Origin of the sequence: Mycobacterium sp. (genome assembly GCF_049585075.1) — a bacterium.
In the GTDB taxonomy this organism is placed as follows: Bacteria; Actinomycetota; Actinomycetes; order Mycobacteriales; family Mycobacteriaceae; genus Mycobacterium.
The window spans coordinates 1-12,865 of the sequence record NZ_JBAUZA010000214.1 but is presented as its reverse complement, the minus strand read 5'-3'; the positions used below and the strand labels follow the sequence as shown (position 1 = coordinate 12,865).

General features: G+C 63.2%; 13 protein-coding genes. 7 read left to right on the top strand and 6 right to left on the bottom strand.

Annotated features, from left to right (window positions below; all coding sequences use genetic code 11):
- The 4 genes from WB785_RS10430 to WB785_RS10415 form a co-directional block, all read left to right on the top strand.
- A partial coding sequence (locus tag WB785_RS10430) for a winged helix-turn-helix domain-containing protein (protein WP_424078944.1) occupies positions 1 to 247 on the top strand: 247 nt, incomplete at its 5' end.
- Between the two features lie 245 nt (positions 248 to 492).
- Positions 493 to 2,298, top strand: a complete 1,806-nt coding sequence (locus tag WB785_RS10425; protein ID WP_424078942.1) for an NAD-binding protein — start codon at positions 493 to 495, stop codon at positions 2,296 to 2,298.
- A 57-nt stretch (positions 2,299 to 2,355) separates the two neighbouring features.
- A complete protein-coding gene (locus WB785_RS10420) occupies positions 2,356 to 3,102 on the top strand; it encodes a superoxide dismutase family protein (protein ID WP_424078940.1) in 747 nt (248 codons plus the stop codon).
- 189 nt (positions 3,103 to 3,291) lie between these two features.
- Positions 3,292 to 3,927, top strand: coding sequence for a DUF1345 domain-containing protein (locus WB785_RS10415; protein WP_424078946.1), 636 nt, complete (start codon positions 3,292 to 3,294; stop codon positions 3,925 to 3,927).
- A gap of 34 nt (positions 3,928 to 3,961) precedes the next feature.
- On the opposite strand, the gene WB785_RS10410 is transcribed toward WB785_RS10415, so the two are convergent.
- The 3 genes from WB785_RS10410 to WB785_RS10400 all read right to left on the bottom strand — a co-directional run bounded on the left by WB785_RS10410 (position 3,962) and on the right by WB785_RS10400 (position 5,765).
- Positions 3,962 to 4,429 (bottom strand): cupin domain-containing protein, encoded by a 468-nt coding sequence (locus WB785_RS10410; RefSeq protein WP_424078938.1) that lies wholly within the window; start codon positions 4,427 to 4,429, stop codon positions 3,962 to 3,964.
- 179 nt (positions 4,430 to 4,608) lie between these two features.
- The gene (locus WB785_RS10405; protein ID WP_424078936.1) at positions 4,609 to 5,088 is read right to left on the bottom strand and encodes a MarR family winged helix-turn-helix transcriptional regulator; all 480 of its coding nucleotides are present in this window, start codon (positions 5,086 to 5,088) and stop codon (positions 4,609 to 4,611) included.
- Positions 5,089 to 5,099: 11 nt separating this feature from the next.
- The gene (locus WB785_RS10400; RefSeq protein ID WP_424078935.1) at positions 5,100 to 5,765 is read right to left on the bottom strand and encodes a nitroreductase; all 666 of its coding nucleotides are present in this window, start codon (positions 5,763 to 5,765) and stop codon (positions 5,100 to 5,102) included.
- A gap of 152 nt (positions 5,766 to 5,917) precedes the next feature.
- On the opposite strand from WB785_RS10400, the gene WB785_RS10395 reads away from it, so the two are divergent.
- Positions 5,918 to 6,685 carry an SDR family oxidoreductase gene (locus tag WB785_RS10395; protein ID WP_424078934.1) on the top strand — a complete coding sequence of 256 codons (768 nt, stop codon included), beginning with the start codon at positions 5,918 to 5,920 and terminating at the stop codon, positions 6,683 to 6,685.
- 6 nt (positions 6,686 to 6,691) lie between these two features.
- On the opposite strand, the gene WB785_RS10390 is transcribed toward WB785_RS10395, so the two are convergent.
- From WB785_RS10390 to WB785_RS10380, 3 genes are all read right to left on the bottom strand, one after another.
- On the bottom strand, positions 6,692 to 8,206 hold the full coding sequence (locus WB785_RS10390) for an adenylate/guanylate cyclase domain-containing protein (protein ID WP_424078932.1): 1,515 nt from the start codon (positions 8,204 to 8,206) through the stop codon (positions 6,692 to 6,694).
- Positions 8,207 to 8,302: 96 nt separating this feature from the next.
- The gene (locus WB785_RS10385) at positions 8,303 to 8,935 is read right to left on the bottom strand and encodes a hypothetical protein (protein WP_424078945.1); all 633 of its coding nucleotides are present in this window, start codon (positions 8,933 to 8,935) and stop codon (positions 8,303 to 8,305) included.
- A 205-nt stretch (positions 8,936 to 9,140) separates the two neighbouring features.
- Positions 9,141 to 9,782, bottom strand: a complete 642-nt coding sequence (locus tag WB785_RS10380; protein ID WP_424078931.1) for a class I SAM-dependent methyltransferase — start codon at positions 9,780 to 9,782, stop codon at positions 9,141 to 9,143.
- A gap of 419 nt (positions 9,783 to 10,201) precedes the next feature.
- Between WB785_RS10380 and WB785_RS10375 the strand changes: the two genes are divergently transcribed.
- Positions 10,202 to 11,071: an alpha/beta fold hydrolase gene (locus WB785_RS10375; RefSeq protein WP_424078930.1), complete on the top strand. Its 870-nt coding sequence runs from the start codon at positions 10,202 to 10,204 to the stop codon at positions 11,069 to 11,071.
- Between the two features lie 411 nt (positions 11,072 to 11,482).
- The coding region (locus WB785_RS10370) for an AAA family ATPase (RefSeq protein WP_424078928.1) at positions 11,483 to 12,865 on the top strand (1,383 nt) is incomplete at its 3' end.

The window sequence follows — 12,865 nt, the reverse complement described above, 5'->3', positions numbered from 1 at the left end:
CAAGAACGGCGAGGAGGTACACCTGACCCCGACCGAATGGGGCATGCTGGAAATGCTGGTGCGCAATCGCGGCAAGTTGGTCGGGCGCGAGGAGTTACTCCGAGAGGTCTGGGGACCGAAGTATGCGAAGGAAACTCATTATCTGCGTGTCTTTCTCGCGCAGCTGAGACGCAAGCTCGAGGACGATCCATCGCATCCGAACCATCTGCTGACCGAGGCCGGCATGGGCTATCGGTTCGAGGCGTGAGCGTCATGAGCGAATGATCCTGTGCAGGAATAGCTTTAACCTCTAGTCGCCCTGGCCGCGGCCACCGCCGGGCCGCGGTGACGCGACGACGGGATTTTGCCGCCAGCAAAGTTGGGTGTTGCGGCCGGACGACTCAAAGCCGTGGTGTAACCTTCACCAGTAACGGCATCGGCAAAGCCTGTGTCTCCCTGCGCTGAGTCTTGGACTCGATCGCGGTCAGGTATTCCCGAGTAGCGGATGAGAGTATGCATCATCACATCATTGTCAGCGGTGACGATGCGCTAGCCACCACGATTGTCGACGAGCTGAAACGGGCCGGCGCGCGTGTTGTCAAGCTGGACAAGGCAAAGCTTGCTGACATCGGCGTCGCTCGCGAGCTCGTTCGCGCCGAAGTCATGCGTGCGATCGCCGTAGTCTGCGCTGGGGATGACGACGCGCTCAATCTCGAAATCGCCTTGCTGGCAAGGAGAGCCAACCCAGACCTGCGGGTGGTTGCCCGGCTGACCAACGACGTGCTGCGCGAAGCGGTAGCCGACGACAATGGGCCCGGCGGTATCTTCAACGTCGCCGAACTCTCCGCGTCGTCGGTCGTCGAAGCCTGCCTGACGCACACCGCGCACCCGTTCGAGGCCGCCGGCATCAAATTCGTGGCCTCCGGCAGCGAAGCCCCCCGCGACGCGACGCTGCGCGAACTCTACGGCGACTTGGCGCCGGTAGCGGTCATTCATGGCGATAATTCCCCTAATCCCGGCGACGTGGTGGCTTGTCCGAGTCGGGATCATCAGGTGCACGCCGGTGACTGGACGGTGATGATCGGGACCGCCGACGAGGCGGCCGATCGCGGCGTCAAGGTTCGGGTGCCCAGGGGAACACGCGCACGACGGCCTCGGTTGCGGCGGGTGCTCGACGCGATCCGGGTGGTGCTCAATGATTTCAACCCGGCGTTTTATCCGGCGTTGACGGCCGCGGGCTTTCTGGTCATCACCTCAATGTCGGTGTTGCACTTCAACTATCAGCGGCCGCGGATGTCGTGGATCGACGCGTTGTACTTCACTGTCGAGACGATCACGACCACAGGCTACGGTGACTTCAGCTTTGGCCATCAAGTCACCTGGCTACGCCTGTTTGCGGCCATGTTGATGTTCGGCGGAGCGACCACCATCGCTTTGCTCGTCGCGTTCATCTCCGACGTGCTGTTGTCGCAGCGCTTCGTCAACGCGACCGCGCGCCCGCGAGTGCGCCATCTGCGCAACCACATCATCGTCGTCGGGCTCAGCGAGCTCGGGATCCGCGTGGTCAGCGATCTGGTCGCCGCCGGACACGACGTGGCGGTGATCGAACGCGACGAGGAAAACCGCTTCCTGTCCATGGCGCGCGAACTCGACGTGCCGGTCATCTTCGGGGACGCGACGCTGATCCAGACGCTGGAATCGGCGCGGGTGGACCGTGCCCGTGCGGTGGCGGTGGTGACCCGCGACGACATGATCAACATCGAGACCGGGATCATCTTGGCCGAGATGCTGGGACCGCGGGTGCTGCCCGAGATCAACCGGCGGGGCGGCGTTCCGCTCGTGCTGCGTGTCTATGACCGCGCGTTGGGCTTCGCGATTGCTCAGCGGTTCGGTTTTGACCACGTCCGGTCCACCGTCGAACTGGCCGCGCCCTGGTTCATTGGCGCCGCGAGTGGCCTGGAGGTGCTGGGGACGTTTTCGGTCGGTCAGAGTTCGTTCATGGTCGGCGCGATGCGGGTGGCGCCGGGCAGCGAACTCGATGGGCTGCAGATGTTCGAAGTGTCCACTCAAATCCGGGTCATCGCGGTCTGCCGGCAGGGCACACCGGTCCAACTGCGTCCAAGCCGCAACGAGCGGCTTCGGGCCGACGACACCGTCTACCTGGTCGGTCCGTATCGGGAATTGCTGGGCACGTTGCGCAAGGGGTTGCCCCCTCGCCAACCCGCGACCGACGAGGACGGCCCCCGCGACGGCCAGGACGCCCAACCAGAAGGGCAAGGCCTCCACATCGACTCCGGCCGCGAGGCACGGACCGGTTGACCCCCACGACCGCGATTCAGCGGTTTCGACCTCGCCAAATTTGGGTAGCACCAGCGGATGAAATCCGGCGTAGCCTTTGCGGTCGCGATGCTCGCCGCGGCCGTCGCGCCGTTAGGCGCATGCACCAATCAGCAGAGCAGCCAGCCTAGTACGTCAACGTCACAGTCGCCCGGCACAGAGCGGATGACCACACAGTTGAAGGGCGCGGATGGGTCTGTGGTCGCCAACGCCACCTTCGATTTCGCGAATGGCTATGCGACGGTGACCGTGGAAGCCGGTCCCAATCAGGTCCTGAGTCCCGGTTTCCATGGGCTGCAAATTCACTCGGTAGGCAGATGCGAGGCCAATTCGGCGTCGCCGACGGGCGGGTCGACGGGGGACTTCGCCTCCGCTGGAGCCGTCTACCAGGCGCCGGACCACACTGGTTCGCCGGCCAGCGGCGACCTGACCGCATTGCAAGTGCGCTCCGACGGTTCGGCGAAACTCGTAACCACCAGTAGCCTGTTCACCGCCGCAGACCTGAGAAGCAGCACGGGTACCGCGCTTGTCCTCCACCAAACCGCGGACAACCTGGGCACTAACGCCACTGGTGATTCGGGCAAGCGGGTGGCCTGCGGCGTGATTGCCGCGGCTGCCACGGCGACCTCCACCACGACTACAACGACTACCGTCCCCACGATCACCACCACGGTTGAGGTGCCGCCGCCGTCCACGAGCACGAGCACCGTCACCGTCACGAGCCCGACCTTCACGTCCACGCCGACAACGACCGTGACGGGTTCTAATCTCCCTCCCGGTAGTTGATTCAGGCCGGCGAAACACCAGGAATGCCAAAGCCCTTCGCGCTCAGGGTCAAACGCCATAGGTTCCGAGGCAAGCGCCAATCCCGACGCGGCGCGACCCGCCGATGAAAAATATCTGTGCAACTGTTTGCCCGTTGACAGGGGAATGGCGTGCGCGGGTGCTTAGGTCGGGATTGTGAAATCCCTCGTTATGTTGTCCCGCGAAACGGTCGCGGTTCGAATAGTGATTGCCGCCGTGCTCGGAGTTGCCGTTGCTGTCGCGGTGGGCAACACCGTCGGCTGGCGATTCGCGCTGGCGGGCTGGATCGTCACCGCCGGTGTCTATGTGGTGTGGACGCGGCTCATCCTGGGCGGAATGGATGCAGATGAAACCTGCAAATATGTGACCAAGGAGGACCCCACCCGGTGGGTAGCCGACGCGGTGATCGTGTCGGCAAGCATCGCGAGCCTGGGCGGCGTCGGTTACGTGGTCGCCGCGGCATCGCGGTCGGGACCCGGCGCCGTGGAGGCCGCCGTGGTCGGCATCTTGACCGTAGCGGCATCCTGGTTTGCCGTGCACACACTGTTCACCGTGCACTACGCGCGGCTCTACTACTCGGACAAGCCGGGTGGAATCAACTTCCACGACCCGGAGCCACCCCGGTTTCGGGACTTCGCATATGTGGCCTTCACCGTAGGCATGACCTATCAGGTGTCAGACACCGAGATCGGATTGACGGCAATCAGGGCGACGGTGTTGCGCCATGCGCTGCTGTCCTATCTCCTCGGCGCGGTCGTCTTAGCGGTCACGATCAACCTGATCGCCGGGCTGGGTTCCAAGGTCTGATCGCTTGGCCGGGGGCCGACGGTGCCGCGCAAGGTCAGCGCGGCGGGCCAAGAATGACCTGTCCGAACTTGTCCGCGCCCTCGGCCATCCGCGCGGGAGAGATTTCGAAACCCTCCGGACGCGGCGTTGCTTTGTCACGACCGGCGTAGCGGAACATGCCTTCGATTCCCGCGGGGGTGTTGATCATGAGCAGATCCGCTTTCTTGGATGTGATGCGGTATGCGTGCGGAATGTTCTTGGGCAAGAAGACGATACCGCCTTCCGATAGCTCCATCTCGTCGTCGTCGTACCAGAGCAACGCGGTCCCCTTGATCAGCATGAAGACCTCATCCTCACGCGTGTGTTTGTGATACGGGGGCGCTTCGCCCTCGCTGACATCGAAGCGTCCGACCATCAACTGGCCATCTGTGGCCTTGCCATCGAGCAAGATCGCCAACGTCCCGCCGTCGAGCCATTCCAATTGCTGCTGTTGTTCCGGTTGCGCCAGGTAAGCCATGCTCATGCGTCGTCCCTATCGTTATCGGCGGGAGCGCCGCTGTGCTCCCGGGTGAATCAGTTGGACGACTTCAATGTCGGATGTCGAGATTCCAGGTAGGTGCACCCTACCGGGCGCCTTTGCCATGCAGGATCTGAGACCGAAATACCTCCGACGACAAGCTGATTGCTTGGCCGGCCGGGCGCCTACTCCTCGGCCTGCGAGGTGAATCGGGTGAGCAGCTCCGTCAGTTGTTCGGCTTCGCCGGGCCCCATCACGGAAACCAGGCGCTCGGCGATTGGCTGCGCGGCTACGTGCGCGGCGTCGAACAGTTCAACGCCCTTGCGGGTGATCTCCACCGCGCGCACCCGACGATCCCCCGGAACGGACTTTCGCACGGCCAGCCCCTTGCGCTCCAAATCGTCGACGACCCGCATGATCCCCGCCTTGTCCGAGCCGGTTGCCTGCACCAAGTCACGCTGCTCGGTGGGCCCGCGGTGGACCAGGACAAGCAGCACGGCGAAATGTCGCAACTCGATGCCGAGCGGCCGAAGCGCATCCGACATCACAGCCGCCGCGTGCCAGTGCGCGCGCCGCAGAAGCAACCCGAGAGCGAAAGGCGAAGCATCCCCGGGACGATCGGTTGCTCGCGGGGTGATCGGTTGCCGACGAGCTTTGGCGGTCATGACGTGAACACCTAGCCGTCGACGAACGTGACCGTCTGGTCGAGCGGTGCCCGGCCGGTGCGGACGTAATTCACCGCGGGGTCCTCGTACCCGATTGACATGCCGCAGAAGAGAATCAGCCCGTCCGGAGGCGACAAGACCTCCGCAACGGTCTCTCGAACCTGCGACCATGCCATCTGCGGGCAGCTATGCAGCCCCTCGGCGCGGAGTAGCAGCATGACGGACTGCAAATACATTCCGACATCGGCCCATTGAGGCCGGCCGAGGTCGCGATCGATGTAGCAGAACAGAGCCGCGGGCGCGCCGAAACAGTTCCAGTTCGCAATGGCCGCCCGCTGACGCGCCTCCCAGTCCTCGCGTGCAATGCCGAGTGCGCTGTAGCGCTCCTTGCCGAAGGCGGATCGGCGGTCGCCATACGGCGACTTCATCTCGGGCGGGTACATCTGGTACTCCCGCATGTCCCACGGGTCACCGTGCGCCACGCGCTCGACGGCGCGCGTTTTGAGCTCGGTCAGCAGCGCGCCGGTCAGCACATAGGTGTTCCACGGCTGAACGTTCGATCCGGACGGCGTCCACGCTGCGGCGGACAGGACGCGCTCCAGCACCTCCTTCGACACGGGCTGGTCGGTGAATCCGCGCACCGCTCGTCGACTGGTGATTGCCTCGTATACGTCCATGATCGCCTACCTACCGTCTGTATTCGTTTCATTCATAACTGTATTGAACAATACTATTTTGTTCAATACTATTCCCCGAGGAGTCCGCACTGACCCCTGCCTGCGAATCGGCAGCGATACAGTTCCCGTGGACCAGGGCGAAGGGTGCGGAAGTGAACGTAGCGAGTCTATTTGAGCTGCATGGCAAGAAAGCTCTGGTGACTGGCGCCTCGAGCGGTATCGGCAAGCAAGTGGCGCTGGCTTACGCGCAAGCCGGGGCTGCAGTGACGCTCGCAGGCCGACATCATGAGCCGCTAGAGGAAGTGGCCGCAGAAATCACCGCCGGCGGCGGGACGGCGATACCCATCCCCTGCGATGTCACCCAGCCAGAGTTGGTGGCCACCATGCTGAACCGAGTCAACGACGAGTTGGGCGGGATCGACATCGCGGTCTGCAACGCCGGGATCATCGCCTTCGACAGTCTGCTGGACATGCCACTGGAGGACTTCCAGCGCATCCAGAACACCAACGTCACCGGTGTCTTCCTCACCGCACAGGCCGCGGCGAAGGCCATGGTCGCCCAGCAACGCGCCGGAACCATCATCACCACGGCGTCGATGTCGGGCCACATCATCAATACCCCGCAGCCAGTAGGCCACTACTGCGCCTCGAAGGCAGCCGTCATCCAGCTGACCAAGGCAATGGCCGTGGAGTTCGCACCGCACAACATCCGGGTCAACAGCGTCAGCCCGGGCTACATCCTTACCGAACTCGTGCAGCCCTACGCCGAGTACCACGCGTTGTGGGAACCGAAGATCCCACTCGGACGTTTGGGCCGGCCGGAGGAACTCGTCGGCATATACCTGTATCTCGCCAGCGACGCGTCGAGTTATATGACCGGTTCCGACATCGTCATCGACGGCGGCTACACCTGTTGGTAAGCCATTTCAGCCGAGGCGATCCACCGCTAAGTCGAGGCCGAAGACCTGCACCTCGGCTGACTTTCCCTTCAGGGCGTGTGATCCGCGGTCGGACAGTCCGGATGGTCGAACAGGCAGGGCGTCGACAGTGTGGTGCGTGAGAAGGATCGCGTCACCGGTGGTTTTGGTGAGCTGCTCGACGCGGGCGGCGACGTTGACAGCATCACCGATCAAGGTGAACTCGAGCTTGCCGCCGCCGCCGATGGTCCCGGCAATCACCTTGCCGGTGTTGATCCCAATGCCAATCCGGAGCTCGCCCCCGAATCGCTCGGCGACCAGACGGTGAATCACCACCGCGGCGCTTACTGCGGCGTCGGCATGATCGGCGAGGTCGTTCGGGGCACCGAAGACCGCCAGCGCACCGTCGCCGAGGAACTTGTTGACGTGCCCACCGACATCGACGACGGCCGGCACAACGATCTCGAATAGCGCATTGAGGCGAGCGACCGTGTCCTCGGCGGTATTCGCCTCCGCGAACGGAGTGAAGTCCCGGATGTCGACGAACATCACCGTCACCTCACGGCGCTCGCCGGTGAAGACATCGTCACCCTGCTCGAGCAGCCGCGCCGCCAGGGCCGGGTCGACATAGGTTCCGAACGCGGCCTGAAGTCGTTGCCGCTCGGTCAGACCCGCTTGCATGCGGTTGAATGACGCCGCCAGCGCGCCGAGGTCGTCGTCTTGCACCACCGGCAGGCGTTGGGTGAAATCCCCGGCTGCAACACGCTCAGTTCCTGCGGCGAGATCGCGAATGGGTTGCAGGAGTGGCGAGTACGCGGCCCAAACCGACGGCCCGACGACGAGCACCAGTACACCACCGATCACCATCGTGAGCCAAGGGCCGTGCCTGGCCGCGCCTAACACGGCTCCCAGAATTGCGCCCGCGACCGCAAACGCGAACCCAACCGCAAGCATGGCCACGTTGGTCCACGTGCCGAACGCCGGGCGAGAGCGAGGCAGGGAATCGCCGATCTCCGTATCCGCGGCGATCGCAGCCCTGGCGGGCCGCAGGGTTGATTCGACGTAGCTGTGCACAGTGATCAGCTGGCCTGCAGTTCCGGCGACGGCGCCCATAATCGCGTACTGGATGAGCCGCGACCCGCTCGCTCCGGCGATTACCCCGATACCAACGAACAGCGCCGCGACCCAAACAAAGGTGAAGAGCACCCCCTTCGTAATCAGGCTCCGGCCATAGCTGTAGGTGGCGCGCAGTGCGCTCTCTCGATCAACGTCTTCATCAGCGGCCCACCGCTCAATGAGGCGCGCATCCCTTCCGCCGGGAGCAGCCAGCACATAGAGGTACACGAGCACGGCGACCGTGGTCACTACGGCCGCGTGGATGTAGCGATCAGACCTCTCGAAAGCGACAATGCCCATCGACCAGGCGAGATAAACCGGAAGTGCAAGGGGGAGAGTGAGCGCCCAGCATGCCCACGAATACCTGGATTTGTACCGATCCCACGCCCACTGCCAGATGCGCTCCATGGCAAAACGAAACACCCCCGGGCGGTTGACCGGGGGTGTTTCGAACTTACTGCCGTGGGGCTCAGCCTTGGTCCAGCGACTATGGCATGAACTCGGTCAGCCGCCGAGCCACTTCTTGACGGCCGCGTCTTGCTTCTGACCGACGTCGGTGACGAAGTCTGGCGGCGGCGGGGGCGAGTCCGACCCGCCAACAAACTCCAGCGTGACGAAACCGCGGCCCTCGGTGAACATCAGCACCGTCACCTCCTTTGAACCGTCCGGTGACGTACCCGACAACATGGTTCCGCCGGTGCCAACATTGGACGAATCCGTTTTCGGGTCTTTCACCAGACCCTGACCCGTCTTTGCGGTGTTCAGCGCGCTCGTGGCGGCGGCCGGATCCGGCAGGACTTGGATGGTGTCGATGATATGGACGTCTTTGACGGTGACGCCGCTCTGATCTTCGGGGTGGGGTTGGCTACTGAAGGTAACCGAGGCGCCCGGTTGGCCATTGGGGTTGTTTGTCGGCGAGCCAGCGACGAAGGGCATCGGCGCATCGATATCTGTCGCCTGGATCAACAGCGCGGTGTAGCCGCTCGGCTGTGCCGGCGCCGAAGAATTGGGACTTGAGCTCCCGGTTGTGGTAGCTGAGGTGGCCGATCCCGACTTCGTCGTCGATGACGAGGGAGTGCTACTGCAGCCGGCCACCGACGCGGCCAGGATCGTTGCTGCCAATGGGCCGACGAGCATCATCTGGGAAACCCTCATCGCGTCTTGCTCCTTATCGAGGCCCCCGATGTGCGGGCCCCAATGCTAGCCGGTCCAGCGGCGTAAAACGCAGCACAAACGAAACACCCCCGGCCGTTGAGCCGGGGGTGCTTCATATCGTGCGTTTCTAGTGAGCGTGGCCGTGATGGTGACCGTGGTCGAGTAGTGACGCCAGCGCCGCCGCGGTCTAGCCGGCGATGCGGGCAATGAGCAAATGGTGTGGGATCGCCACATCGGCGAGGCGGCGCTGCTCGACATCCTCGAATCCCGCCTTCCGCAAAGCGGCAACTACCTCCACGACCGGGCGGAGCTTGAACCCATACGCTGTGAATGGCAAGCGGGCCATCGCGTCAGGATCACCGATGCCCAAAACCGCCCGGCCCCCGGGTCGCAGGACGCGTGCCAGTTCGGTGCATGCTGCGTCAAGGTTGGTAATGAAGTACACGGTGTTGACCGTCATCGCCGCATCCAGCGACTTGTCGTCGAGCGGCAACGCGGCCAGGGAACCATTAACAAGCCTGAGAGAGCCGGCCGCAATCTCCGTGGCGAAGCGCGCCCGGGCGCGCGCGAGCATGTCGTCGGCGACCTCCACGCCGTAGACGGTCCCCTGCTGGCCGACCCGGTGCAGAAGCAGTTCCAGCCCTAGGCCACCACCGAAACCGATGTCAGCCACCGTCTGCCCGGCCGTTGCTTCCGTCGCATCCGCGGCGCCGGCCACCGCCTGACGATTGCCGCGGTTGAGCAGTACCGCGACACCGCGACCTACCAGACCATGTGGCCGGCCGAGCTGCCCGGCGACCGTCGCCAACACCCGCTGGCGTAAACCCATGACCGTTACCTCAGAACTGCATCACTTAAGGCGTGTTGTCCGGCCCGCAATAGTGCCTGATTCGCGACCACACGCAAAAGCCCTCGACACGCCAGGCGCGCGAGGGCTTTTGCATCAGGTGCTTCTAGTGAGCGTGGCCGTGGTGGTGACCGGAGTGCTCGTCCTCGTCGGCGGGCTTCTCGACAATCGCCGTCTCGGTGGTGCAAGATGTACCACTTCCAGGTGGAACGGGGTAGACACGTCAGCCGAGGTGATGGAAACCAGTCTCCGCACGGGTCGAGGGTGGCGTGCGGCCAGCTCTCATTCATTTGACATCATCAGCCCGGCTCCGCAGACTACCGCCGCCGCGGCGACACTGTGAGTGCTGCCAGTTGGCTGGTCTTTACTCAGGGATTGCCGCTGCCGGTGATACTAGGCCAATGGATCAGTTCCGCCGTGGCGACTTTGTCTTTGACGTCATCGATGCTGGGCCTGAAGATGGGCCAATTGTGATCCTGCTACACGGCTTTCCTCAGTTGAACACGAGCTGGAACGCGGTGATACGGCGCCTCACGGCGAAGGGGTATCGGTGTCTGGCTCCGAACCAACGCGGCTATTCCTTGGGTGCCCTTCCGACGCGGCTGCGCGATTATCGGTTCACGGAATCCATGGAGGATGTGCGGGCGCTGATCGATGCGGTTGGCGCCGAGAGGGTCCACCTTGTCGGGCACGACTTTGGTGCCGCGGTGGTGTGGCAGGCGGCATTGGACATGCCACAACGCCTTATCACGGCGACGCCGTTTTCGGTGCCACACGGCACCGCTTGGCTCAAGTCCTTCGTGCGGAGCCGCCAGGCACTCGCTTCCTGGTACATCTACTTCTTTCTGTTGCCCGGCGTGTCCGAGCATTTGCTGCTCGGCAAGGACAGCAGCGGGTCTGGTCTGTCGCGTCTTCTGCAGTGCAAGGGACAAACGTGTGAGGCCGCCGACCGCGACGCACGGGCGATGACCGAGCAGGGCAGGCTCACTTGTGCCCTCAATTGGTACCGCGCGATGCTGCTTGCCGACGTGCGCGGGTGGAGCCAAAACATCATCAGGTCGGTGCCGACGATGTACGTGTGGGCCGACCAGGACAGCACCATCATGGGCGCCGGTGCCCGTGCGTGCGGTGACTACGTCAGAAGCGAATACCGATTCGAAATCCTGCGCGGCGTCTCGCACTGGATGCTCGACGATGCTCCAGGTGCAGTTAGCGACCTATTGCTCGACTGGTTCGCCACCCACCGACCTCCTCAGCCCTCGGGTGGGTGAGTTTTCGCGCTGTTCCCCTAACTCTCCGTTTAGTGCGGCTTTCTAGCCAGAACGCCGACCCTCAGTCGATTCATGCTCCGCGACTGGCGTTCCGAGGGATTGAACAGGCGAAAACAGGACATTTAGCGCAGAGATCGCCACGTCTACGGCTCTCGGATCTACGGCGACCGCCCGTACTGCTTACGTAGATCTTCTTTCGGTTTCTCCACCACCGCGGTCTAGGTGGTGCAGGATGTACCACCCCCGCAGGCAAACCATCGCGCAGCGGTCCGCGTTCGGCTCACCATCGCCGGGCGTTTGCGGCAACGCTTGCCCGGCCGCTAATCCTTACAAACGTTCGTTGGGTTCGCGAATCCTGCTAAACGTCGATGATTTTCCTGCAGCATTGATCTAGCGAGGTGAATCACGCTGATGGATTTCTACGTCGTGTTCGACCAGGCGGTTGAACTCCTGCGCAGCCGACGACGGGTGTCCTACCGAGCGCTCCAGGCGCATCTCGAATTGGACGACAACCAACTCGAGGCACTGCGGGAAGAGCTCCTGTACGCGCACTCCGATGTCGTCACTGAGGACGGGCAGGGGCTGGTTTGGACGCCCGGTGCCCATTCAGATGCCGAACGGCGACAACTCACCGTCATGTTCTGCGACCTCGTGGACTCAACGCCGCTGGCCAGCCAGTTCGACCCCGAAGAGTGGCGCGAAGTCATGAAGGCCTATTACGAGGCCTGCGAAAAAGTAATTGCTCGCTTCGATGGTCACGTCGGCAACTACCTCGGCGATGGCCTGCTCGTCTACTTCGGCTTTCCACGCGCGCATGAAGACGATGCCCAGCGAGCCGTCCGCGAGGGGCTGGGCATCATTGAGGCGGTGAAAGGGCTGAATACCGTCATTTCCAAAAAACATGGAGTGTCTTTGTCTGTGCGGTTGGGCTGCCATACCGGGCTGGTGGTAATCGGCGAATTGATGCACGGAACGGGTCACGACGACATGGTGCTCGGAGACACCCCAAACATCGCGGCGCGACTGCAGGGTGCGGCTGGCCCCGACACTCTTGTCATTGGGCCACTGACATACCAGTTGCTCGGTGGACTGTTCGCCTGCGAGTCGCTGGGTACTCCTTCGCTCAAAGGGGTGGCCGCCCCGCTCGCGGCGTACCGGGTCCTATACGAAAGCACAGCGCGGACGCGCTTGGACGCCCTCGGCAGCGCTGGTCTCACTCCACTCGTGGGACGTGCGGCCGAACTGCGGCGGCTAGAGAAGAGCTGGGGTCAGGTCGTGGACGGCCGCGGGCAGGTCGTCCTTGTCAGAGGCGAGGCAGGGATCGGTAAATCCCGTCTGGTTCGAGCACTCACAGAACACGCCGCTGGAGATCGGGCGTGGTTCACCCAGTGCCAATGCTCGCCGTTCTACCAACATACGGCCCTTTACCCCTTAATCGATCTGCTGGAGAGGGTGGTTCTCCGATTCGAGCGCCAAGACTCGGTGGCGCAAAAGCGCTCCAAATTGGAAGGCTTCTTGGTCGAGAGCGGGCTGCCACTGACCGAGACGATCCCGCTGTTCTCGAACCTATTGGCCATCCCGTTAGACACTCAGTATGCGTCCGCCAACTCGACGCCCGAGCAGGAAAAGCAGCAAACCATGCGCGCGCTGGCCACCATTCCCTTCCGTAGAGCGGCACAACAGCCCGTGGTCTTCATCATGGAAGATCTGCACTGGATCGATCCGACCACGTTGGAGTGGCTCCAAATGTTGGTAACCGACATTCACGCGACGCCCATCATGGTAGTCCTGACC

Excerpts from the sequence above, each read along its gene's own strand:
- WB785_RS10400 (WP_424078935.1), bottom strand. The coding sequence starts at position 5,765 with ATGGACGTATACGAGGCAATCACCAGTCGACGAGCGGTGCGCGGATTC.
- WB785_RS10385 (WP_424078945.1), bottom strand. The coding sequence starts at position 8,935 with ATGCTCGTCGGCCCATTGGCAGCAACGATCCTGGCCGCGTCGGTGGCC.
- WB785_RS10380 (WP_424078931.1), bottom strand. The coding sequence starts at position 9,782 with ATGGGTTTACGCCAGCGGGTGTTGGCGACGGTCGCCGGGCAGCTCGGC.
- WB785_RS10410 (WP_424078938.1), bottom strand. The coding sequence starts at position 4,429 with ATGAGCATGGCTTACCTGGCGCAACCGGAACAACAGCAGCAATTGGAA.
- WB785_RS10425 (WP_424078942.1), top strand. The coding sequence starts at position 493 with ATGCATCATCACATCATTGTCAGCGGTGACGATGCGCTAGCCACCACG.
- WB785_RS10405 (WP_424078936.1), bottom strand. The coding sequence starts at position 5,088 with ATGACCGCCAAAGCTCGTCGGCAACCGATCACCCCGCGAGCAACCGAT.
- WB785_RS10390 (WP_424078932.1), bottom strand. The coding sequence starts at position 8,206 with ATGGAGCGCATCTGGCAGTGGGCGTGGGATCGGTACAAATCCAGGTAT.
- WB785_RS10375 (WP_424078930.1), top strand. The coding sequence starts at position 10,202 with ATGGATCAGTTCCGCCGTGGCGACTTTGTCTTTGACGTCATCGATGCT.
- WB785_RS10415 (WP_424078946.1), top strand. The coding sequence starts at position 3,292 with ATGTTGTCCCGCGAAACGGTCGCGGTTCGAATAGTGATTGCCGCCGTG.
- WB785_RS10420 (WP_424078940.1), top strand. The coding sequence starts at position 2,356 with ATGAAATCCGGCGTAGCCTTTGCGGTCGCGATGCTCGCCGCGGCCGTC.